The following is a 20,100-nucleotide window of genomic DNA, read 5'->3' as shown; positions in this document are numbered from 1 at the left end:
CTCAGCGCTCCCCTTCGTCGATCTGGTCGGCACCGCCACCCCGGTGATGCCGGGGCAGCCACTCGAAGCTCTCCGCGCTCGGCCCGCTGGGCAGGTACTCCAGGCCGACCCAGCCTCGGTAACCGGCCCGGGCGAGCTGGTCGAGGTGGCCGTCGAGGTCGATCTCGCCGGTGCCCGGCTCGTGCCGTCCGGGTGCGTCGGCGATCTGCACGTGCCCGATCCGGTCGGCGTGCTCGGCGAGTACCTTCGGCACGTCGTCGCCGTTGACGGTGAGGTGGTAGAGGTCGGCGAGCAGCGCCAGGTTGCGGATGTCGCGTTCGACGAGCAACTGGTCGAGCACCGCGACCGCGTCGGCGGCGGTACGCAGCGGGTAGGGCTGGGGGCCGCTGACCGGCTCGACGAGTACCGTGCCGCCGATCCGGGCCACCGCGGAGGCGGCGAAGGCGAGGTTGGCCACCGCCGTCTCCTCCTGGAGGGTCGGGTGCAGGTCGGCGATCCGGTTGCCGTAGAGGGCGTTGAACGACCGGCAACCGGTGGCGGCGCCGATGATCGCGACCAGCTCGACGTTCTCCCGGAACTCGGCGGAGCGGCCCGGCCAGGAGACCACTCCCCGGTCGCCGCCGGGCATGTCCCCGGCGAAGAAGTTCAGCCCGACGAGTTGGACGTCGGCGTCGTGCAGCGCGGCGAGGAACGCCTCCACCTGGGAGGCCCGGGGCACCGCCTCGGGAAACGGCCACCAGAACTCGACGGCGTCGAATCCGGCCGCCTTCGCCGCCGCCGGCCGCTCCAGCAGCGGCAGCTCGGTGAAGAGGATCGAGCAGTTCACGTCGTAGCGGAGCTGGTGTGCGGGCACGGACCCTCCCGGCTGGCTGGACGACATCTGGCATTACCTACAGGATTCTGTATGCAGTATGGAAGAGTGTACACGAGTTGCCGTTTGCACAACCGTCATCCGTGCGGCAAGCTGGCCGCCGTATCCCCGGACTCGTCCCCGCCGGCGCGGGCCTCGGCCAGGCGATACGATTCCGGCACCAGCGAACGAGATGGCGGGGTGGCCCCGGGTTGAGCACGCGCTTTGAGGAGATCGACCGGCGCGACACGCCCATCGGCACCATCAGTCTTCGGCGGCGACTGGAGCCCTCTCTGCGGATCGACGTCTACGAGGTCAAACTCGGCGATGAGTTCCTCATGTCCAGCCTGTTCCCGGTGGCCGAGATCGAACTCGCCCGGCTCGGCCTGGCGCGGCTCTCCGGCACCGGACTCGACGTGGTGGTCGGCGGGCTCGGGCTGGGTTACACCGCGCGCACGGCGCTGGCCGATACTCGGGTGCGCTCGCTGACCGTGGTGGAGAGGCTCGATGCGGTGATCGAGTGGCACCGGGACGAGCTGCTGCCGCACGCCGCCGAGTTGGTTGCCGAGCCGCGCACCCGGCTGGTCCACGGCGACTTCTTCGCCATGGCAGACGGGACCGGATTTGATCCCGACGCACCGGGCCGGCGGTTCGACGCCGTCCTGCTGGACATCGACCACACGCCACGACAGGTTCTGCACCCGAGCCACGCGACGTTCTACCGCCGCGAGGGCCTGCACCGGCTCACCGACCACCTGCGGCCGGGCGGCGTCTTCGCGCTCTGGTCGAACGACCCGCCGGACGAGGAGTTCACCCGCACCCTTGCCGAGGTCTTCGCGAGGCCGGTCGCGCAGGTGGTGCGTTTCCACAACCACCTACAGGACCGCGAGGCGACCAACACGGTCTACGTCGCGGAATGGGAAGGACCATCCGGCTCCGACCTACCCGGGTCAGGGCCAGAGCAGGACCGCGGCCAGGGAGATCAGCGCACTGGCCAGCAGGGCGGCACCGGACCCGACGCCGGTCAGGGCACTCACCGGCAGTGACCGGCTCCGCGCCACCGGTACGGCGGCCAGCGCCACCACGGTCACCAGTGCCGCCGGCAGGTGGATGAGGGGATAGTTCAGCAGCACCGCCACCGGAAAAAGGTGCACCCCGACGACGAAGGCGACCCAGGCGGGGATCAGATCCCGGTACCGGGCCAGAGTCAGGGCCAGGGCACCGAGACCGGCGACGCCGAACTCGATGGCCACGACCACGCCGAACGCCTTGCTGGTGTCAGCATCGAAGACGGTGCCGTCGGTCCAGTGCCGCCAGGCGAGCAAGCCGCCGGCGGCCGTGGTCAGCAGCGACACCCCGGACGCGATGCCGAGCCACTTCGACCAGCGAGGCGGCGGCTCCTCCTGTGCCCACCCGAACCAGGCGGAGGCGAAGAAACCCAGGATGACGGCGGTCATCGCCGCGTCCCGGACGAACTCTGCGTCCATCGATCGCGTCCCCTCCGCCCGGAAGGCGGACCCGGACCCGGACCACCGTACGCGAGACGCTCCCCATGGGCGTAGGCAGCTGGGCGGACGGGATCGCGGCAGGCGCGGGCCACCCTCGCCCCCGCACCAACCACCGGGTGCCGCGCCGACCGTCCGCGTCGCGGCCCGGAAACGCGTGGCACCGCGACGAGGCGCTCGGATAGGGGGTCAGCCGGTAAGCAGCCAGACTGCGGCCAGGGCGAGCGGGTCGAGCGCGTCCGGCTCGGTCTCGGCCTGGACCAGCAACTCGGCCCGCATCCGCGGATCCCAGAACAGCCGGATATGCTCGGCGATCGCCGCCGCCGCCTGCTCCGGAGGCTGGTGGTGGAAGTGCACGGCGATCTCGTTGGCGAGCCTGACCTGCGGAGACATCCCGGTGTGCGTCGCCATCTCAGTCCGCCATCGCCGGAAGCCGGGTCTCCGCCCCGGCCGACCCGACAGGTGCCGGCGGATTCTTCAGGCCGACCTGCACCGCCGTCACCTTGTATTCGGGACAGTTTGTCGCCCAGTCGGAGTTCTCCGTGGTGACCACGTTGGCCCCGGTGACCGGGTGGTGGAAGGTCGTGTAGACCACGCCGACCGGCATCCGGTCGGAGAGGACCGCGCGCAGCGAGGTGGCCCCGACCCGGCTGGCCAGGGTGACCTCGTCACCGTCGCCGATGCCCCGGACCTCCGCGTCGTGCGGATGGATCTCGAGTACGTCCTCCGGGTGCCACGCCACGTTGCTGGTCCGCCGGGTCTGCGCCCCCACGTTGTACTGGCTGAGGATCCGGCCGGTGGTCAGGATCAGCGGGAACTTCCTGGTGCTCCGCTCCCGGGTCGGCACGAACGGCGTCTGCACGAACCGGCCCCGCCCTCGGACGAAGCCGTCCATGTGCATGATCGGAGTGCCCTCGGGCGCGTTGTCGTTGCAGGGCCACTGCACGCTGCCCAGCTTGTCGAGCTTGTCGAAGGAAACCCCGGCGAAGGTCGGGGTGAGCGCGGCGATCTCGTCCATGATCTGGCTCGGGTGGTCGTACCGCATCGGGTAGCCCATCGCCTGGGCGATCTCGGCGACGATCTCCCACTCGTGCTTGCCGGTCTTCGGCGGCATCACCGGGCGTACCCGGTTGATCCGGCGCTCGGCGTTGGTGAACGTACCGTCCTTCTCCAGGAAGGAGGTGCCGGGCAGGAAGACGTGGGCGAACTTTGCCGTCTCGTTGATGAACAGGTCCTGCACCACGAGCAGCTCCAACGCCGCCAGCGCGGCGGTGACGTGCCTGGTGTTCGGGTCGGACTGGGCGATGTCCTCGCCCTGCACGAAGAGCGCCCGGAAGCTGCCGTCGATGGCCGCGTCGAACATGTTCGGGATCCGCAGCCCCGGCTCGGCCAGCAGCTCGCGTCCCCACATGTTCTCGAAGACCCCGCGTACGACGTCGTCGGAGATGTGCCGGTAGCCGGGCAGCTCGTGCGGGAACGACCCCATGTCGCAGGAGCCCTGCACGTTGTTCTGCCCGCGCAGCGGGTTGACCCCGACACCGTCCCGGCCGATGTTGCCGGTCGCCATCGCCAGGTTCGCCATCCCCATCACCATGGTCGAGCCCTGGCTGTGCTCGGTGACGCCGAGTCCGTAGTAGATCGCCGCGTTGCCGCCGGTCGCGTAGAGCCGGGCCGCCGCGCGCAGCTCCTCGGCCGGTACCCCGGTCAGTTCCTCGACCGCCTCCGGGCTGTTCTCCGACCGGGCGATGAACTCGGCCCAGGCGTCGAAGTCCTCGCAGCGCTCCTCGACGAAACTCCGGTCGATCAGCCCCTCGGTGAGCACCACGTGCGCCATCGCGTTCACCACCGCCACGTTGGTGCCGGGGGCGAGCTGGAGGTGGTGCGCCGCCTCGACGTACGGCGAGCGGACCAGGTCGATCCGGCGCGGGTCGACCACGATCACCTTGGCGCCCTCGCGGATCCGGCGCTTCATCCGGGAGGCGAAGACCGGGTGCGCGTCGGTCGGGTTCGCGCCGATCACCATGATCACGTCGGACCTGGCCACCGAGCGGAAGTCCTGGGTACCGGCGGAGGTGCCGAAGGTCTGCTTCAGGCCGTACCCGGTCGGCGAGTGGCAGACCCGGGCGCAGGTGTCGACGTTGTTGTTGCCGAACGCCGCCCGGATCATCTTCTGCACCACGTAGACCTCCTCGTTCGTGGTACGCGAGGAGGTGATGCCGCCGATCGCCCCGACCCCGTGCCGGGCCTGGATCTCCAGCAGCTTGGCGGCGGTGTAGGAGATCGCGGTCTGCCAGTCGACCGGGCGCCAGTCGTCGGTGATGCGTTCCCGGAGCATCGGGGTGAGCACCCGGTCCGGGTGGGTGGCGTAACCGAACGCGAACCGCCCCTTGACGCAGGAGTGCCCCTCGTTCGCCCCGCCGTCCTTGTAGGGCACCATCCGGACCAGCTCGGCACCACGCAACTCCGCCTTGAACGAGCAGCCGACACCGCAGTAGGCGCAGGTGGTGACGACGCTGCGGGTCGGCATGCCGAGCTGCACCACCGTCTTCTCCTGGAGGGTGGCGGTCGGGCAGGCCTGCACGCAGGCACCACAGGAGACACACTCGGAACTCATGAAGTCTGTGCCGCCGGGCGACACCTTCGATTCGAAACCGCGCCCCTCGATGGTCAACGCGAACGTCCCCTGCACCTCACCACAGGCCCGTACGCAGCGGGAGCAGGCGATGCACTTGGACGCCTCGAAGTCGAAGTACGGGTTGCTGGAGTCGGTCTTCTCGTCGAGGTGGTTGGCGCCGTCGTAGCCGTACCGCACCTGGCGCAGCCCCACCACGCCGGACATGTCCTGCAACTCGCAGTCGCCGTTGGCGGAACAGGTGAGGCAGTCCAGCGGGTGGTCGGAGATGTAGAGCTCCATCACGCCCTGGCGGAGCTTCTCCAGCTTCGGCGACTGGGTGGTCACCCGCATCCCCTCGGTCACCGGGGTGGTGCAGGAGGCCGGGGTGCCGCGCCGGCCGTCGATCTCCACCAGGCAGAGTCGGCAGGAGCCGAACGCCTCCAGGCTGTCGGTGGCGCAGAGCTTCGGGATGTCGATTCCGCTAAGTGCCGCCGCCCGCATCACCGAGGTGCCCTCGGGGACCGCGACGGGATGCCCGTCCACCTCGACGGTGACGGTCGCCGGGCCGGGCCTGGCCGGGGTACCGAGATCCGGTTCCTTCAACAGGCTCATGACGATCTGGCCTCCTCGTATCGGCCGGCGGACTGCTCACCCCTCGCGGTGAAGTCGTCCGGGAAGTGCAGCAGTGCGCTGCGTACCGGCATCGGTGTCAGGCCGCCCATCGCGCAGAGCGACCCCTCGGTCATCAGCTCGCAGAGATCACCCAGCAGGGCCAGGTTGCCGTCCGGGTCCTGGCCGGCGGTGATCTTGTCGATCACCTCGACACCCCGGACCGCACCCACCCGGCAGGGGGTGCACTTGCCGCAGGACTCCTCGGCGCAGAACTCCATTGCGAACCTCGCCATCGCCGCCATGTCGACCGTGTCGTCGAAGACCACGATGCCACCGTGCCCGAGCATCGCGCCGGCCGAGGCGAACGCCTCGTACTCCATCGGCAGCTCCAGACCGTCCGCCGGCAGGTACGCCCCGAGCGGGCCGCCGACCTGGACCGCGCGGACCGGCCGGCCGGTGCGGGTACCGCCGCCGTAGGTGTGGATCAGCTCGCCCAGCGTCATGCCGAAGGCGGTCTCGAAGATGCCGCCCCGGGCGACGTTGCCGGCGAGTTGGAAGACCTGGGTGCCCCGGGACCGCTCCACCCCGAGCGCCTGGTACGCCGCCGCCCCGTCGGCCAGGATCGTCGGCACCGAGGCCAGGGTGAGCACGTTGTTCACCACGGTCGGCTTGCCGAACAGGCCGGTGATCGCCGGGATCGGCGGCTTGGCCCGGACCATGCCGCGCTTGCCCTCCAGGCTCTCCAGCATCGCGGTCTCCTCGCCGCAGATGTAGGCACCCGCGCCGACCCGCACGTGCAGGTCGAAGCGGAGCCCGGAGCCGAGGACATCGCCGCCGAGCCAGCCCTGCTCCCGGGCCACCACGATGGCCTGGCGCATCGTCTTGACCGCGTCCGGATATTCCGAGCGGATGTAGACGTAGCCCTCGGTGGCACCGACCGCGTGGGCGGCGATTGTCATCCCCTCGATAAGGGTGAACGGGTCGCCCTCCATCAGCATCCGGTCGGCGAAGGTGCCGCTGTCGCCCTCGTCGGCGTTGCAGCAGACGAACTTCAACTCACCTGGGGTGTCCAGCACGGTCTTCCACTTGATTCCGGCCGGGAAACCCGCACCGCCCCGGCCGCGCAACCCCGAGCCGGTGACCTCGGCGACCACCTCGGCCGGGGTGAGTTCCAGGGCGCGCCGCAGCCCGGCCAGGCCACCGTGCGCGAGGTAGTCGGCCGGCGAGAGCGGGTCGGTGACGCCCACCCGGGCGAAGCAGAGCCGGGTCTGGTCGCGCAGCCAGGGCAGTTCGGCCACGACACCCTGGCACAACTCGTGGTCGGCGCCGTCGAGCAGCCCGGCGGCGACGAGGTCGGCCACCGCCTCCGGCTCGACCGGCCCGTACCCGATCCGGCCGCGCTCGGTGACCACCTCGACCAGCGGTTCCAGCCAGAGCATGCCGTGCGAGCCGTTGCGGACCAGCCGGACCGGCCGGCCGGCCTCGGCGGCGACTCGCTCGATCTCGGCGGCGACCAGGTCCGCGCCGACCGAGAGCGCCGCCGAGTCGCGGGGTACGTAGACCGTCACCGGGGCCGTCATGCGTCCACCGCCTTCGTCACCAGGGCGTCCAGCCGGGCGGGGGTGAGCCGCCCGTGCACCCGTTCGTCGATCTGACCGGCCGGGCCGAGCGCGCAGTTGCCCAGGCAGAACACCTGCTCCAGGGTGACCGAACCGTCCGATGTGGTCTGTCCAACTTTGACGCCGAGGGTGCGCTCCGCGTACGCGACGAGCTGTTCGGCGCCGACCGACTGGCAGGCCTCGGCCCGGCAGAGCCTGACCACCGTCCGCCCGGCGGGCTCGGCCCGGAAGTCGGTGTAGAACGTGATCACGCCGTGCACGTCGGCGCGGGAGATGTTCAGCTCACTGGCCAGCACCGGCACCACGTCGGAGTCGACGTAGCCGAACTCGGCCTGGATGCGGTGCAGGATCGGCAACAGCGCACCTCGGTCGCCACGATGCGCCGCGACCAGCGCGCGCACCCGATCCGCCACCGAGGGGTCCGGACTGGCCACGGGGATCCCACCTCCACTCGCGCCGACTGGACCTCCACCATACGTCGCCTTGGATACCGTATGCAATATCGCCGGACGACGTCCCGGAGGTCCAGTTGATCAATCAGACGGTGACGGTGGACGGCGCGTCAGGCGGTGGACGGCGCGTCAGGCGGTGAAGTGTGGATTTCCGGCGGTGAGCCGGAGGGTGAAGGCACCCGAGCTCCGGTTGATCGACACGTGGTTGCACGACTGGTAGGTGATCCACAGGCCGAGCCCGCCCGCGCCACCGTCGGTCGCCGGCAGTAGCCCGGCGAACGGGTCCGTCGGCCCGCCCCCCTCGTCGCTGACCGCGACGACGATCCGGTCGACGCCGACCCAGAGCCGGAACCGGACCGGCGGACGGCCGTGCCGCAACGCGTTCGTCACCGTCTCGCTGACCGCGACGACCAGGTCCTCGACATCCTCGGTCGGGAGCACCCCGGCATCGGCCTGGTAGACCGCCTGCCGGGCCCGGCTCGGCGACGGATCGACGAGTTCGACGAGCGGCGGCGTCCGCTGGATCGGATCGGGCAGCGCCAGCCGATCCTCCGTCAGGTACGCCTTCGGCTCGGTGTACGTCTCGCTCGGCCGGCAGCCGTCCGCGCTGACCACCCGGGGATGGGTACGCAGCACGTCGTCGAGCACCGGCGCCGGGGTGATCCGGGTGTCGTAGGCGCACATGCTCCAGAGCGGGAAGTTGTCGTACGCGTGGTTGATGGCCGACTCGTAGCGGGCCCACCAGTCCCAGGTCGCGCCCAGCGCGATCCGGGGCACCTCCCCGATGATCCGGATCTGCTTGGCACCCCCGGCGACGTACCCGGCCAACATCTGCTGGTAGGAACGGATCGCGACGGCGGGGCGGGCGTAGAGGTCACCGCCGGGCAGGAAGGTGACGCCGGAGCCGGTCGGCAGCGCGGCCCGGACCAGCGAACCCGTCTGCTCGCCGAGGGAGACCACAGTCGGCTCCCCGGCCGAGACGCCGCCGAGCAGGAACGGCAGCACGACCGAGAGGAGTTCCTCGTCGGAGTGGTATGTCACGGCCTCGTGGTAATAGCCCTCGTGGCCGGCGGCGGCACCTGTCCTCATCGCGCCGCCTCGACCCGTATCCCGGACAGCCCGAGCATCTCGACGAGGCGGGCGGCGGCGGTCCACGGGGTACGCAGTACGGCGGTGGCGTCCCGACCACCTGCGTAGTCGTGCAGCCGGGCGAGGCAGTTGTGGTCGATGAACCGCAGCTCGCCGGCGCGCACCACCAGCTCGCCGTCGACCGGGTTCAGGTCGGCGTGCTCCAGCGCGGTCGCGAACATCTCGTGGTTGAACGTGTCCAGCTCCCCCGCCAGCGCCGCGGCGCCGTCGCCGGGGTGGCAGGCGTAGAGCCGGAACAGGACATCCGGGACGTTGCTCACCGGATGCAGACAGGCCAGGTCGGCGACCGTCCGGTCACCCAGCTCGGGCCGGTGGTAGGCGCACATCGCCGAGAGCGGTCGCACCCGCATGTAACGGTCGATCACATGCTCGTAGCGAGCGAACGCCGCGAGCTGGGCCGGAGTCCGCACCAACGAGGTCGCCTCCGCCACGACCCGCAGCCCGGTGTAGCCGGCGGCCAGGGCAGCCTCGGTCGCGGCCGTGTAACGGCGCACCTGCTCCTCGGGATCGATGACGTCGCCCGGATAGGTCACGTCGAGCCCCACCACCTGGGCTGCGCCCCGCCGCAGCGCGTCGGAGAACTCGACGAGCCCGGCGAGCCGCTCGACGACCGGTTCCGGCCTGCCGGGCACGACATACCAGACCCGCTCACCGGCGGCCAGACCCTCGGCGAGAAACCGCCGGGCGCGGTGGTCGAACTCCGCCGGATCGTCGTAGGACCAGCAGACATGACCGTACGGAGAGTCCGCACGACTGTCGATCACGCTGGCGCCCACACCCGAGAGTGTAGGCCGCGCAGGCCCGATGGTCATCCGCCGGGTAACTGGCAGGTCGCCCTGCGGTCGCTTCATGAGCTGGCAGTTCGACGGGGTTCGGGTTTGCCGGCGCGGCGCCAGGGTAGGCGCCTGGCTCCTAGCACCGTCGCCGGTCGAAAGGGGCGTGCGATGAGCGGTCCGGGACAAACCGTGGGAAGTCAGCCGTGGCTGCACCAACACGACGGGCGGATCCAGGAGTTCGGCACCGTACGGCAGTTTCCGCTCGGGCTCTCCTCGAACGCCCGGATGTACTCCTGCCAGCGGCTCAACCAGGTGCTGGCGGACACCCAGATCCTCTACGCCCTGTACAAGAAGCACCACTGGTTGATGCGCGGGCCCACCTTCTACCAGCTCCACCTGCTGCTGGACAAGCACGCGGGCGAACAACTGGCGCTCGTCGACATGCTCGCCGAGCGGGTGCAGACGCTCGGCGGGGTGGCGGTCGGCGATCCCCGGCACGTCGCCGAGATCACCCGGATCCCCCGACCGCCGGACGGCGCCGAACAGGTACCGGTGATGCTCTCCCGGCTGCTGGACGCGCACGAGATGATCCTGATCGACGTGCGCGACGCCGCCGGGCGGGTGGCCGAGGCGGGTGACGACGGCAGCAACGACCTGCTGGTGTCGAACGTGCTGCGCACGGGCGAACTCCAGACGTGGTTCCTCGCCGAACACCTGGTCGACGTGCCGCTGGCCCGGAGCTGAGCGGGGCTCGGTGACGGCCTCGACGGCGACCTGACCTGACCATCTGGTCGAGGTGCCACCGGCGCTCGTCGCTCAGGTTCGGCTCCGGCCGGAGCGCCCGCGCCGCCGGGGCTCGATCCGGGCCCGCGCCCGGGCGATCCTGACCGCCCGGCTCAGGGTCTCGATGTCGTACGCCCCGTAGTGCCGGCGGTCGTTGATGAAGAAGGTCGGGGTGCCGGAGACCCCGCTGAGGTCGGCCGAGTCCACGTCCTTGGCGACCCGGGCGGCGTGCTCGTTGCCCATCAGGTCCGCCTGGAACTGCTCCCGGTCCAGGCCGAGGTCACCCGCGTAGCCGACCAGATCCTCGACGCGCAGCCGCTCCTGGTGGTCCAGCAGCAGGTCGTGCATCTCCCAGAAGGCGCCCTGGGCGGCAGCCGCCTCGGCCGCCTCCGCCGCGAGCTGCGCCTGCGGATGGACGTCGGTCAGCGGCAGGTGCCGCCAGACGTAGCGCAGGTCGGCATCGGCCAGCAGTTCGCGTACCGCCGGTTCGGCCTGACCGCAGTACGGGCACTGGAAGTCGCCGTACTCGACCACTGTGACCGAGGCGTCCGCCGGACCCCGGACATGATCACGGCGCGGGTCGACCGGCGGGACGAGGTCGACGAGCTGGTCGGCGTCGCCGAGCAGCGCACGGGTCCGCCGAGGCTTCGGCAGGGTCGCGGTGACCCGGAAGACGATCCAGGTGAGCAGGGCGGCCACCAGTGAGGCGGCCAGCACCCCGACCTTGGCCTCGGCGAGCTGCTCGTCCCGGAAGGCGAGGGTGGCGATCAGCAGCGACAGGGTGAAGCCGATGCCGGAGATGGTGCCGCTGGCGAGTACCCCGGCCCAGCCGACCGCCGGGCGGATCCGGCCACCGGTGAGCCGGTCGACGAGCCAGGAGACCCCGACCACGGCGACCGGCTTGCCGACGACGTACCCGAGGAAGACGCCGACGGTCACCGGCGCGGTGACGGCCCGGACGAGGAAGCCCGCGTCGAGCACGATGCCGGCGTTGGCCAGGCCGAAGACCGGGACGATGAGGAAGCCCGACCACGGGTGGTAGATCCGCTGGAGCCGGTCGTTCGGCGAAAGCGTGCGGGCCAGCCCCAGCGTGGCGCCGCGGGCCAGCTCGGCGGTGGGCTGCTCCCGGAAGAGCTTGAACAGCCCGCTGGCGTGCTCCAGGGCACTGCGGGCCGGCGGGTACGCGGTCGCGGTGAGGCCGATGACGAGCCCGGCCACCACCGGCTCCACGCCGCTGGCCAGCAGCGCCGCCCAGAGCGCGACACAGAACGGCAGGTAGACCAGGCCGCGCCGCACCCCGAGCGCCCGCAGCCCGAGCAGCGCCGCGAAGACTCCGATCGCCACCACCAGCGGCGCCACGGCGACGTGCTCGGTGTAGACCACCGCGATGACCACCAGCGCCACCAGGTCGTCGACCACGAAGACGGTCAGCAGGAAGATCCGCACCTGGTCGGGTACGCCGCGCCCGAGCAGCGAGATCAGCCCGAGTGCGAGCGCGGTGTCGGTGGACATCGCCACACCCCAGCCGTGCGCGCCGGGACCGCCCCGGTTGACCAGCAGGTAGATCCCGACCGGGATCACCATGCCGATCACGCCCGCAGCGAGCGGGAGTACGAACCGTCGCCGGTCCCGCAGGTCGCCGAGATCGAACTCCCGGCGCGCCTCCAGACCCACCACCAGGAAGAACAGGGTCATCAAGCCGCTGTTCACCCAGGTACGCAGGTCGTAGGCGACACCGACCCCGCCGAGCCGGATCGACAGCTCGGTGCCCCACACCGCCTCGTACGACGAGTTGTCGACGTTCGCCCAGACCAGCGCCGCAGCGACCGCCGCCACCAGCACGGCGGAGCTGGCCGACTCGGTACGCGTGAACCGGCGCAATGGCGCGGCGATCTCCCGAGCCCACGCCGTCCGACCGGACATCCGGGACGATCGCCGCTCGGTCACCCGGTATCCCCCGTCCGGTCAGCCGTCCCTACCACCGGGCACGAACCCGACACACGGGCGGACTCGCCTTCAATTCGTGCAGCCCGCCGCGAGGCGGTCGACCTGTCGAGATTTACCACGTTCGGGTCGGTCGGCCGGGCCGCTCCGCCGGAATGCCCGGCGGGAATCCGCACCTCGTGCCGGTCGTTGTGTCGGACGGAAACCGGTGGAGACGCCGCCGGTACGAGGCGGAGGAGAGCAGTCATGAAGGTCCGCAACTCGCTCCGGGCACTGAAGCAGAAGCCGGGCTCGGTGGTCGTACGCCGGCGCGGCCGGGTGGTCGTGCTCAACCGCGCGAACCCGCAGTGGAAGAGCCGGCAGGGCTGACCGTGGGCGTCCGGACACGTCCCGGAGCGTCCCGGACCGGGTAGGTGTGCGCGTCGCTGACGCGGTGGCGATGTCAGTGACGCGGGTGGATATATTGTCACCGTTCCACCACACTGCGCAGGTCGATGACCGCGAGCCATGGAGGACGGGTGACCGACCGGTCGGGCGAACGATCGCCGGGGCTGTCGCACCCGGAGGTGGCCCGGGTGGAGACCGTCGCCGAACTGGCCGCGCTGCTGCGGCAGCTCCGGCGCCGGGAGGCCCGGCTGGAGGGGGCGAGCCCGCTCACCTACCGCGAGCTGGCCGCCAAGACCGGCTGGTCGCGAGGGATTCTCGGCGAATACTTCGCCGGCCGGGTGCTGCCACCCACCGACCGGTTCGACATCCTGATCCGGCTGCTCGGCGCCACCCCCGGCGAGCAGGGCGCGCTGGCCACCGCCCGGGACCGGGTCGAGGAACGACGCCGGACCGTCAGCATCCCGGCGGCCGACCAGGCGGTCCCGTCCTCGCGCCAGCTTCCGCCGGCCGTGCCCGGCTTCGCCGGCCGGGCCAGCCAGCTCGCCGCACTCGACCGGCTGCTTGAAGCGGATCCGGCGGCGCCGGTGGCACTGATCACCGCCGTCTCCGGCACGGCCGGGGTCGGCAAGACCGCGCTGGCCCTGCACTGGGCACACCGGGTCGCGGACCGGTTCGCCGACGGGCAGCTCTATCTCAACCTGCGCGGCTTCGACCCGACCGGGACGCCGGTCGGCCCGGCCGAGGCGATCCGTACCCTGCTGGACGCCCTCGGCGTGCCGCCGCAGCGCATCCCGGCGACCCTGGACGCACAGGCTGCCCTCTACCGGGGACTGCTCGCCGAACGGCACGTGCTGGTGCTGCTCGACAACGCCCGGGACGCCGACCAGGTACGCCCGCTGCTGCCCGGTGGCCCCGCGTGCCGGGTCCTGGTCACCAGCCGCAACCAGCTCGCCGGTCTGGTCAGCACCGGAGGAGCCCGGCCGATCACCCTGGACCTGCTGACCCGTACCGAGGCCCGGCAGTTGCTGACCGCCCGGATCGGGCCGGCCCGGGTGGCGGCCGAACCGCAGGCCGTCGACGACATCATCACCGCCTGCACCCGGCTGCCGCTGGGGTTGGCGATCGTGGCCGCCCGGGCCGCACTGAATCCCGGGTTCCCGCTCAGCGCGCTGGCGGCGGAACTGCGCGACGCCACCGGCGGACTGGCGGCCTTCGCCGGCAGTGATCCCGCCTCCGACGTACGCGCGGTCTTCTCGTGGTCGTACCGGGCACTCGGCCCGGGTGCCGCGCGGCTGTTCCGGCTGCTCGCCCTGCACCCCGGGCCCAGTGTCGGCGCACCGGCGGTGGCCAGCCTCGCCGGCCTGCCACCATCGCGGGTACGGCCGCTGCTGGCCGAGCTGACCGACGCCAACCTGGTCGCCGAACACGGCCCCGGGCGGTACGCCTGTCACGACCTGCTGGTCGCGTACGCTGCCGAACTGACCGAGGGGGCCGACCCGGAGCCGGAACGGCGAGCCGCCACCCGGCGGGTACTCGACCACTACCTGCACACGGCACACGCCGCGGATCGCCGGCTGGACCCGCACCGCGACCCGATCCCGCTGCTGACGGCATCGCCCGGGGTCACACCGGGGCAGATCGCCGACCACGGCGCCGCGCTGGACTGGTTCGACGTCGAGCTTCCGGTGCTGCTGGCGATCGCGGAGGAGGCCGCCACTGCCGGGCTCGACCGGCACCTGTGCCGGCTGACCCGCACCATGGCACACGTCATGGAGCGGCGGGGGCACTGGCACCGGTGGGCGGCCGTGCAGGATCTCGCGGTGGCGGCGGCCCGACGGCTGAGCGATCCGGCCGAGGAGGCGCACGCCCGGCGCAGTCTCGGTCGGGCCCAGGTGCACCTCGGACGGGTCGACCCGGCACTCGACCACCTCGACACGGCACGCCGGCTCTACCGGCTGGCCGCCGACCGGCTCGGCCAGGGCCGGATCCAGTTCGACCTGAGCTGGATAGCGGTCCGGCAGAACCGCTTTCCCGACGCGCTACGGCACAGCCGGGAGGCGCTGGCGCTGTTCACCGCCGCCGGCAGCCGTTCCGGGCAGGGGCGGGCACTCAACAACATCGGTTGGTGCCTGAGCGGGCTCGGACAGCACGAGGAAGCCGTCGAGTACTGCCGACGTGCCCTCGACGTACTGCTCGAACTCGACGACCGGTTCGGCGCCGCCGACGGCTGGGACAGCCTCGGGCACGCCCAACACCAGCTCGGCCGGTACCGGGAGGCGGCCGAGTCCTACCAGCACTCGTACGCGCTCTGGCGGGAACTCGGGCACCGCTACCAGGAGGCGGACCTGCTGACCCGGCTCGGCGAGACCCAGTCGGCGATCGGTGACCTCGACGCCGCCTCGGACACCTGGCATCGGGCGCTCGACATCCTGGACGGCCTCGAACATCCGGACGCCGAGCAGGTGAAGGCCCGCCTCGACCGGGTCGGCCGGGCACCGAGCCGCTGACCGGGGCCTGGTTGCGCTGCGGGGGGCCGGGCGCCGGTGCCGGGGAGCCGTGACCGCGGACGCCGGTCGCGGAGGCGCCGGTCAGGACCGGAGTTGTCGGATCTTGTCGCGGGCCACGGTGGCCAGGGTGGCGATCCGGTGCGGCTGCCCGCGCAGGAACGCCTCGGTGAACTCCTTGGCCTGCTCGTAACGGACCCGGCCGGGCATCGGCGGCTCGTTCGGGTTGACGGTGCAGTCGACCAGCGCCGGGCCCGGATGCGCCAGCGCCGCCCGTACCGCCTCGGAGACCTGCCCCGGCTCGGTCACCTTGACGCCGTACCCGCCGCAACTGCGCGCCCAGGCGGAGAAGTCGGCCGCCGGCTCCCGGTGCCGGACGGCGTACTCGGGATAGCCGAGCAGGATCTGCTCCCAGAGAATCTGCCCGTACGAGTTGTTGTTGTTCACGATCACCTTCACCGGCAGGTCGTGCCGGACGGCGGTGAGGAACTCGGCCATCAGCATCGCGAAGCCGCCGTCCCCGACGTACGCGATCACCTGCCGGCCGGGGAAGGCGAGCTGCATCGCAATGGCGTAGGGCAGGCCGCACGCCATCGTCGCCAGGTTGCCGGAGAGGTGGTATTCGCGGCCGTCCCGGATCGTCCAGTACCGGGCCGACCAGGTGGCGACGGTGCCCGAGTCGCAGGTCAGGATCGCGTCGTCGGCGGCCAGCTCGTCGACGCACCCGATCAGGAACTGCGGGGCCACCGGCCGGCGCCCCGGGTCGCGCAGCGCCCTCATCTCGGCCCGCCACCGCGTCGCCGCGTCCTGGTACTTCTCCAGGAACGCCCGGTCGGCGGCCCGGTCGAGCAGCGGGAGCAACTGGCGCAGCGCGGTCCCGGCATCGGCGGTGATCGCCACCTCGACCGGCAGCCGCATGCCGATCTGGCTGGCGTCCCGGTCGATCTGCACCACCCGGACCCGGTCGGCTTCCGGCAGGTACCTGCGGTACGGGAAGCAGGTGCCGACCATCAGCAGGGTGTCGCACTCCTCCATCAGTTCCTCGCTGGGCCGGGTGCCGAGCAGGCCGAGGCCGCCGGTGGTGAGCGGATGCTCGTCCGGCACCACCTGCTTGCCGGGCAGCGTCTTGACGATCGGCGCGGCGAGACGGTCGGCGACGGCCAGCACCTCGTCACGGGCGTCCCGGGCGCCGATCCCGACCAGCATCGCGATCTTCCGGCCCTCGCCGAGTACCCGGGCGGCCCGGTCGAGTTCGTCGGGCGCGGCCGGCACCGGCGGGTACGACAGCACCGGACTGCTCACCGGCGGTGCCCCCGGGCTGACGTGCCGGTACGGGTCGGTGCCGGCCTCGGCCACCGAGATGTCGTTGGGGAAGGTCAGGTGCGCCACACAGCGTCCGGCCAGCGCGCTGCGGATGGCGATGTCGACGACTCCCGGCACCTGCTGCGGGTTCGTCACCATCAGGTTGTACCCGGCGACGTCGGCGTACAGCTGGGTGGTGTGCACCTCCTGCTGGTACTGCGAGCCGAGCACCGAGGTCTCCTGCATCCCGGTGATCGCCAGTACCGGTACGTGGTCGAGCTTCGCGTCGTAGAGGCCGTTGAGCAGGTGGATCGCGCCGGGACCGGAGGTGGCGACGCAGACTCCGAGCCGGCCGGTCGCCTTGGCGTAGCCGGTGGCCATGAAGGCGGCCGCCTCCTCGTGCTGCACCAGCACGAAACGCAACCGGTCGCGGAGCCGACGGAAGCCCTCCATCAGGCCGTTGATGCCGTCGCCGGGCAGGCCGAAGACGGTGTCGACCCCCCAGTCGCACAACCGGGCGGCCAGCGCCTCTCCGACTATCTTCCGCATCGCCGATCCTCCCGTTGCCGTCCCCGGCGCCAGCCCGATTATTCCGGCAAACCAGGAAGGTCGTCATGAAACTGGGTAAGTGCCGCCGGCATCACGAGGGCCGCGTCCAGGTGCGCCACCGGGCGGCAGGCGCCTCCATCGACGACGGCAGTAATTTCACCAATACCCGCACGCCGGGTCGCATCGGTAGCTTCGAATCGATCCCAGGATGACGTGACGACGATCCCAGGACGACGATCCCAGGACGAGGTGAGGAGAGGCCGTGACGGTTACTGTGTCCCAGCTCGGCGACCGCGTCGGCTCGGCACCGGCGACCCCGCGGTACACCATCGACAACCTCGCCCGGCTGGTCGGAATGTCGCCGCGCAACATCCGGGCACACCAGGCCCGCGGTCTGCTCGCGCCACCCGCCCGGTACGGCCGGACCGCCTACTACGGCGCCAGCCACGTACGCCGGTTGGAGAGCATCAAGTCGCTGCAACGGCAGGGCTTCAACCTCGTCGCCATCGAGGCGATGCTCGGGGTACGCCACCCAGCGCCGGCACCGGCCGAACCACTGACGACAGCGCTGAACCGGCTGGCCGCCGAGCACCCCGCCCTGCTGGACAGTCTCGCCCGGCACGGCGTGCTGGTACGCGCCCAGGACGGCTCGGTCACCGCGGCCCGCCCCCGGGCCGTGCAGCCCGCGCTCGACCTGCACCAGGCCGGCGTACCGGTGCTGGCCGCGCTGCGCCTGCTCGGCGAGGTACTCGAACGACTCCGCCCGGTCACCGACGAACTGGCGCCGGCCGCCGCCACCCGGTTGGCACAGCTACGCCGGGCCGGTACCCCGGTCGCCGGACGGCGGCCCGACGACGAGACGGCGGCGCTGGTCCCGGGCCTGGCCCGGTTGCTCAGCGAGGCGTTCCGGGTCGTCGCGGAGAACGCCTGCACGGCGGCCGGCGGCTCGACGGCGGGCGTAGCGGGCGATGGGGTGGCGCCCGGCGGCCGCTGACTGCCGTCGGCCGTCAGCCGGTGGCCCGGCGGCGGGCGTAGCGGGCCGGGGTGGTGCCGAGGTGCCGGACGAAGTGCCGGTGCAGGTGTGCCTGGTCGTGGAAGCCGACCGCCACCGCGACGCTCGCCGGTCGCTGTCCGGCCAGCAGCAGCCGGCGGGCCCGGTCCACCCGCCGGCCGGTCAGGTAAGCGTGCGGGGGCAGGCCGAAGCTGCGGGTGAAGCACCGGATCAGATGGCTCGGATGGGCGTCCAGGATCGTCGCCGCCTCCCGCAGGGACATCCCGACCGAGATCCTGGCGTCCAGCAACTCCCGCAGCCGGGCGGCCAGCCGGTCCGACCGGCCACCCGGTGCGACGGGTCCGAGCGTGTCAAGGTGCTCGTGCAGCCGCTCCCGGATCAGGGCGAGCCGGGACTCCGCCTCGAACGCGTCGCCGGGATGGCCGAGCGCGTCGTGCAACTGGTGGATCCGGTACCGCAGCAGCCCGTCGTCCAGGACCGGCCCGTCCACCGCGGGACCGACCAGGCGCTGCGGCAGAACGGTCGTGTCGAGATAGAGGACCCGTTTGCGGAAGCCGGCCGGGGTGACGGTCCGGCCGTCGTGGGTGACGCCGGGCGGGAGCAGCAGCACTGTGCTGCCGGCGGTCACCCCGTGCCGGTGCCGGTCGAGGGCGAAGTCGACCGACCCACCGTCGAGAATCATCAGATCCCAGGTGTCGTGGGTGTGCGCCGGGTAGGCGTGCTCGGTGAAGTGCGCGTGGAAGACCTCGGTGATCCCGGGCACCGTCGGCCGCCAGGCGCTGATCGTCGTACCGGGGCGCTCGCCTGCCATGTCAGGAACGTACAAGACGCGCGCCGCGCAGCGCCGCACACTCGGTGGCGGGTCCGGTGGCCGCTGCCGCCGGACCGACCGGAACTTCCGAAAGGCGTAACGCGTGTCCGAGTTTGCCGCCGTACCCGTCAACCTGGCCGAACGACTCGGCCGGTTCACCGAGCTGTGGGCACAGCGGAAGGTGGCCGTCCTCAACGACTACGAGATCAAGGTCGCCAAGGTGAAGGGCGAGTTCGTCTGGCACAACCATCCGGAGACCGACGAGTTGTTCCTGGTGATAAGCGGCCGACTCACCATCCGGCTGCCCGGCACGGAAGTGGTGCTCGGCCCCGGTGAGCTGTACGTGGTGCCCCGGGGCGTCGAGCACTGCCCGGTGGCGGACGAGGAGACCGCGATCCTGCTCGTCGAACCGGCCGGCACCGTCAACACGGGTACGGCGGGCGGACCGATGACCCGGGCCGCCGAGACCCTCGACGCGACGGACGAGGGCGTCACCGCCGGGCCTACATTCCGCTGAGCAATGGCGGACGGAGCCGGCCATCTCGCAGCAGCCCCGATCACCAGGTCCCCAGTGCACATCACCTCTGTTCAGGGATGGCTGAGATCCGTCTTGATGCCGCCGATGAACGCATCCCAGGCGGCCGCTTCGAAGCTCAGCACTGCCACGGTAGGCGCCTTGGAGTCGCGTACGTCGACTTGGGTGCCTCGGTCGCGTACCTCGACGCACTGGCCGTTGTTGCCGGATCGGCTCGACTTGCGCCAGACGTTACGGACCATGCTTGCTCAGCTCCTTGATGAACTTGACAGACTCGGCGGGCGACCTTGCCAACGTCTTCAGATTGTCGTACGCGGCCGAGAGTCGCGCCAGATCACGGCTGGATTCGAGGAACAGCTCGCCGGCCAACGTCTCGATGTAGCCCAGTGGCGGATCGTCCTGTTCGAAGGTGAGCAGGGCGAACCCGCTGCTGATCGCCAGGTGCGCTCCTGCCTCGAATCGCAGGACCTGGATCGTGACGTTTGGACAGCCCGCTCAACATGACCAGGTGGTCAAGCTGCTCGCGCAGCACCTCCTGGCCGCCGACCTCGGTCGGTAGGGACGCCTCGGAGAGGATGGCGTTCAACGGCAGCGGCGTCGGCCCCCGGCGTAGCACCTCATATCAAGTTGCTTTCCCAACGCCGTCCACTCTTTCTCAAATTGTCGAATCACATCCAGTGCAGATTTTGATTTATT

20 protein-coding genes and 1 pseudogene are annotated in these 20,100 nt (G+C 71.2%); 7 read left to right on the top strand and 14 right to left on the bottom strand.

Annotated features, from left to right (window positions below; translation table 11 throughout):
* Position 1 precedes the first annotated feature (1 nt).
* Entirely contained in the window at positions 2-853 is an 852-nt protein-coding gene (locus tag CLT71_RS01325) for a hydroxypyruvate isomerase family protein (RefSeq protein WP_486482974.1), read from the bottom strand.
* 209 nt (positions 854-1,062) lie between these two features.
* Here CLT71_RS01325 and CLT71_RS01320 point away from each other — a divergent pair, with 209 nt between their 5' ends.
* Positions 1,063-1,896, top strand: a complete 834-nt coding sequence (locus tag CLT71_RS01320; RefSeq protein WP_486482973.1) for a class I SAM-dependent methyltransferase — start codon at positions 1,063-1,065, stop codon at positions 1,894-1,896.
* Here CLT71_RS01320 and CLT71_RS01315 read toward each other — a convergent pair.
* The 7 genes from CLT71_RS01315 to CLT71_RS01285 all read right to left on the bottom strand — a co-directional run bounded on the left by CLT71_RS01315 (position 1,801) and on the right by CLT71_RS01285 (position 9,577).
* Complete coding sequence (locus CLT71_RS01315; protein WP_101365473.1) at positions 1,801-2,337, bottom strand: hypothetical protein; 537 nt, start codon at positions 2,335-2,337, stop codon at positions 1,801-1,803. The two genes, CLT71_RS01320 and CLT71_RS01315, sit on opposite strands and share 96 nt — an antisense overlap.
* A gap of 207 nt (positions 2,338-2,544) precedes the next feature.
* Positions 2,545-2,766 (bottom strand): formate dehydrogenase subunit delta, encoded by a 222-nt coding sequence (locus CLT71_RS01310; protein ID WP_101365472.1) that lies wholly within the window; start codon positions 2,764-2,766, stop codon positions 2,545-2,547.
* A 1-nt stretch (position 2,767) separates the two neighbouring features.
* On the bottom strand, positions 2,768-5,581 hold the full coding sequence (fdhF, locus tag CLT71_RS01305) for a formate dehydrogenase subunit alpha (protein WP_101365471.1): 2,814 nt from the start codon (positions 5,579-5,581) through the stop codon (positions 2,768-2,770).
* Positions 5,578-7,161: a formate dehydrogenase beta subunit gene (locus CLT71_RS01300; RefSeq protein WP_101365470.1), complete on the bottom strand. Its 1,584-nt coding sequence runs from the start codon at positions 7,159-7,161 to the stop codon at positions 5,578-5,580. Before CLT71_RS01300 ends, fdhF begins: the two co-directional genes overlap by 4 nt.
* A complete protein-coding gene (locus CLT71_RS01295; protein ID WP_199187465.1) occupies positions 7,158-7,634 on the bottom strand; it encodes a formate dehydrogenase subunit gamma in 477 nt (158 codons plus the stop codon). The genes CLT71_RS01300 and CLT71_RS01295 overlap by 4 nt, the downstream gene beginning before the upstream one ends.
* A 147-nt stretch (positions 7,635-7,781) precedes the next feature.
* Positions 7,782-8,741: a sensor histidine kinase gene (locus CLT71_RS01290; protein ID WP_101365469.1), complete on the bottom strand. Its 960-nt coding sequence runs from the start codon at positions 8,739-8,741 to the stop codon at positions 7,782-7,784.
* Positions 8,738-9,577: an MEDS domain-containing protein gene (locus CLT71_RS01285; protein WP_199187464.1), complete on the bottom strand. Its 840-nt coding sequence runs from the start codon at positions 9,575-9,577 to the stop codon at positions 8,738-8,740. The genes CLT71_RS01290 and CLT71_RS01285 overlap by 4 nt, the downstream gene beginning before the upstream one ends.
* A 189-nt stretch (positions 9,578-9,766) precedes the next feature.
* Between CLT71_RS01285 and CLT71_RS01280 the strand changes: the two genes are divergently transcribed.
* The gene (locus CLT71_RS01280; protein ID WP_199187463.1) at positions 9,767-10,321 is read left to right on the top strand and encodes a Dps family protein; all 555 of its coding nucleotides are present in this window, start codon (positions 9,767-9,769) and stop codon (positions 10,319-10,321) included.
* A 72-nt stretch (positions 10,322-10,393) separates the two neighbouring features.
* Here the strand turns inward: CLT71_RS01280 and nhaA are convergent, their stop codons facing one another.
* Positions 10,394-12,283 carry a Na+/H+ antiporter NhaA gene (gene nhaA, locus CLT71_RS01275; protein WP_101365466.1) on the bottom strand — a complete coding sequence of 630 codons (1,890 nt, stop codon included), beginning with the start codon at positions 12,281-12,283 and terminating at the stop codon, positions 10,394-10,396.
* 267 nt (positions 12,284-12,550) lie between these two features.
* On the opposite strand from nhaA, the gene CLT71_RS01270 reads away from it, so the two are divergent.
* Both CLT71_RS01270 and CLT71_RS01265 read left to right on the top strand, forming a co-directional pair.
* On the top strand, positions 12,551-12,673 hold the full coding sequence (locus tag CLT71_RS01270) for a 50S ribosomal protein L36 (RefSeq protein ID WP_101365465.1): 123 nt from the start codon (positions 12,551-12,553) through the stop codon (positions 12,671-12,673).
* Between the two features lie 149 nt (positions 12,674-12,822).
* On the top strand, positions 12,823-15,198 hold the full coding sequence (locus tag CLT71_RS01265) for a helix-turn-helix domain-containing protein (RefSeq protein WP_101365464.1): 2,376 nt from the start codon (positions 12,823-12,825) through the stop codon (positions 15,196-15,198).
* Positions 15,199-15,279: 81 nt separating this feature from the next.
* Here CLT71_RS01265 and CLT71_RS01260 read toward each other — a convergent pair whose 3' ends face one another.
* Positions 15,280-17,046: a thiamine pyrophosphate-dependent enzyme gene (locus CLT71_RS01260; protein ID WP_101365463.1), complete on the bottom strand. Its 1,767-nt coding sequence runs from the start codon at positions 17,044-17,046 to the stop codon at positions 15,280-15,282.
* A gap of 65 nt (positions 17,047-17,111) precedes the next feature.
* Here CLT71_RS01260 and CLT71_RS36875 point away from each other — a divergent pair, with 65 nt between their 5' ends.
* Together CLT71_RS36875 and CLT71_RS01255 are read left to right on the top strand one after the other, a co-directional pair.
* Positions 17,112-17,258 (top strand): hypothetical protein, encoded by a 147-nt coding sequence (locus CLT71_RS36875; RefSeq protein ID WP_158242145.1) that lies wholly within the window; start codon positions 17,112-17,114, stop codon positions 17,256-17,258.
* A 50-nt stretch (positions 17,259-17,308) separates the two neighbouring features.
* Positions 17,309-18,040 carry a MerR family transcriptional regulator gene (locus CLT71_RS01255; RefSeq protein WP_199187462.1) on the top strand — a complete coding sequence of 244 codons (732 nt, stop codon included), beginning with the start codon at positions 17,309-17,311 and terminating at the stop codon, positions 18,038-18,040.
* A gap of 13 nt (positions 18,041-18,053) precedes the next feature.
* Here CLT71_RS01255 and CLT71_RS01250 read toward each other — a convergent pair whose 3' ends face one another.
* On the bottom strand, positions 18,054-18,869 hold the full coding sequence (locus CLT71_RS01250; RefSeq protein WP_101365462.1) for an AraC family transcriptional regulator: 816 nt from the start codon (positions 18,867-18,869) through the stop codon (positions 18,054-18,056).
* A gap of 103 nt (positions 18,870-18,972) precedes the next feature.
* Here CLT71_RS01250 and CLT71_RS01245 point away from each other — a divergent pair, with 103 nt between their 5' ends.
* On the top strand, positions 18,973-19,386 hold the full coding sequence (locus tag CLT71_RS01245) for a cupin domain-containing protein (protein WP_101365461.1): 414 nt from the start codon (positions 18,973-18,975) through the stop codon (positions 19,384-19,386).
* 71 nt (positions 19,387-19,457) lie between these two features.
* Here the strand turns inward: CLT71_RS01245 and CLT71_RS01240 are convergent, their stop codons facing one another.
* The 3 genes and pseudogenes from CLT71_RS01240 to CLT71_RS37725 form a co-directional block, all read right to left on the bottom strand.
* Complete coding sequence (locus CLT71_RS01240; RefSeq protein ID WP_101365460.1) at positions 19,458-19,646, bottom strand: DUF397 domain-containing protein; 189 nt, start codon at positions 19,644-19,646, stop codon at positions 19,458-19,460.
* Positions 19,636-19,878 carry a Scr1 family TA system antitoxin-like transcriptional regulator gene (locus CLT71_RS37730; protein WP_486483641.1) on the bottom strand — a complete coding sequence of 81 codons (243 nt, stop codon included), beginning with the start codon at positions 19,876-19,878 and terminating at the stop codon, positions 19,636-19,638. Before CLT71_RS37730 ends, CLT71_RS01240 begins: the two co-directional genes overlap by 11 nt.
* A gap of 25 nt (positions 19,879-19,903) precedes the next feature.
* A pseudogene (locus CLT71_RS37725) lies at positions 19,904-20,020 on the bottom strand (Scr1 family TA system antitoxin-like transcriptional regulator); the annotation flags it as partial.
* Positions 20,021-20,100 lie beyond the last annotated feature (80 nt).

The sequence above is a fragment of the Plantactinospora sp. CNZ320 genome (assembly GCF_002846275.1).
This window is presented reverse-complemented; position numbering and strand designations above follow the sequence as displayed.

What these genes read in the sequence shown, in the direction of transcription:
- CLT71_RS36875 (WP_158242145.1), top strand. Translation starts at nt 17,112, where the DNA reads ATGAAACTGGGTAAGTGCCGCCGGCATCACGAGGGCCGCGTCCAGGTG.
- CLT71_RS01300 (WP_101365470.1), bottom strand. Translation starts at nt 7,161, where the DNA reads ATGACGGCCCCGGTGACGGTCTACGTACCCCGCGACTCGGCGGCGCTC.
- CLT71_RS01315 (WP_101365473.1), bottom strand. Translation starts at nt 2,337, where the DNA reads ATGGACGCAGAGTTCGTCCGGGACGCGGCGATGACCGCCGTCATCCTG.
- CLT71_RS01270 (WP_101365465.1), top strand. Translation starts at nt 12,551, where the DNA reads ATGAAGGTCCGCAACTCGCTCCGGGCACTGAAGCAGAAGCCGGGCTCG.
- CLT71_RS01250 (WP_101365462.1), bottom strand. Translation starts at nt 18,869, where the DNA reads ATGGCAGGCGAGCGCCCCGGTACGACGATCAGCGCCTGGCGGCCGACG.
- nhaA (WP_101365466.1), bottom strand. Translation starts at nt 12,283, where the DNA reads ATGTCCGGTCGGACGGCGTGGGCTCGGGAGATCGCCGCGCCATTGCGC.
- fdhF (WP_101365471.1), bottom strand. Translation starts at nt 5,581, where the DNA reads ATGAGCCTGTTGAAGGAACCGGATCTCGGTACCCCGGCCAGGCCCGGC.
- CLT71_RS01240 (WP_101365460.1), bottom strand. Translation starts at nt 19,646, where the DNA reads ATGGTCCGTAACGTCTGGCGCAAGTCGAGCCGATCCGGCAACAACGGC.
- CLT71_RS01310 (WP_101365472.1), bottom strand. Translation starts at nt 2,766, where the DNA reads ATGGCGACGCACACCGGGATGTCTCCGCAGGTCAGGCTCGCCAACGAG.
- CLT71_RS01290 (WP_101365469.1), bottom strand. Translation starts at nt 8,741, where the DNA reads ATGAGGACAGGTGCCGCCGCCGGCCACGAGGGCTATTACCACGAGGCC.
- CLT71_RS01260 (WP_101365463.1), bottom strand. Translation starts at nt 17,046, where the DNA reads ATGCGGAAGATAGTCGGAGAGGCGCTGGCCGCCCGGTTGTGCGACTGG.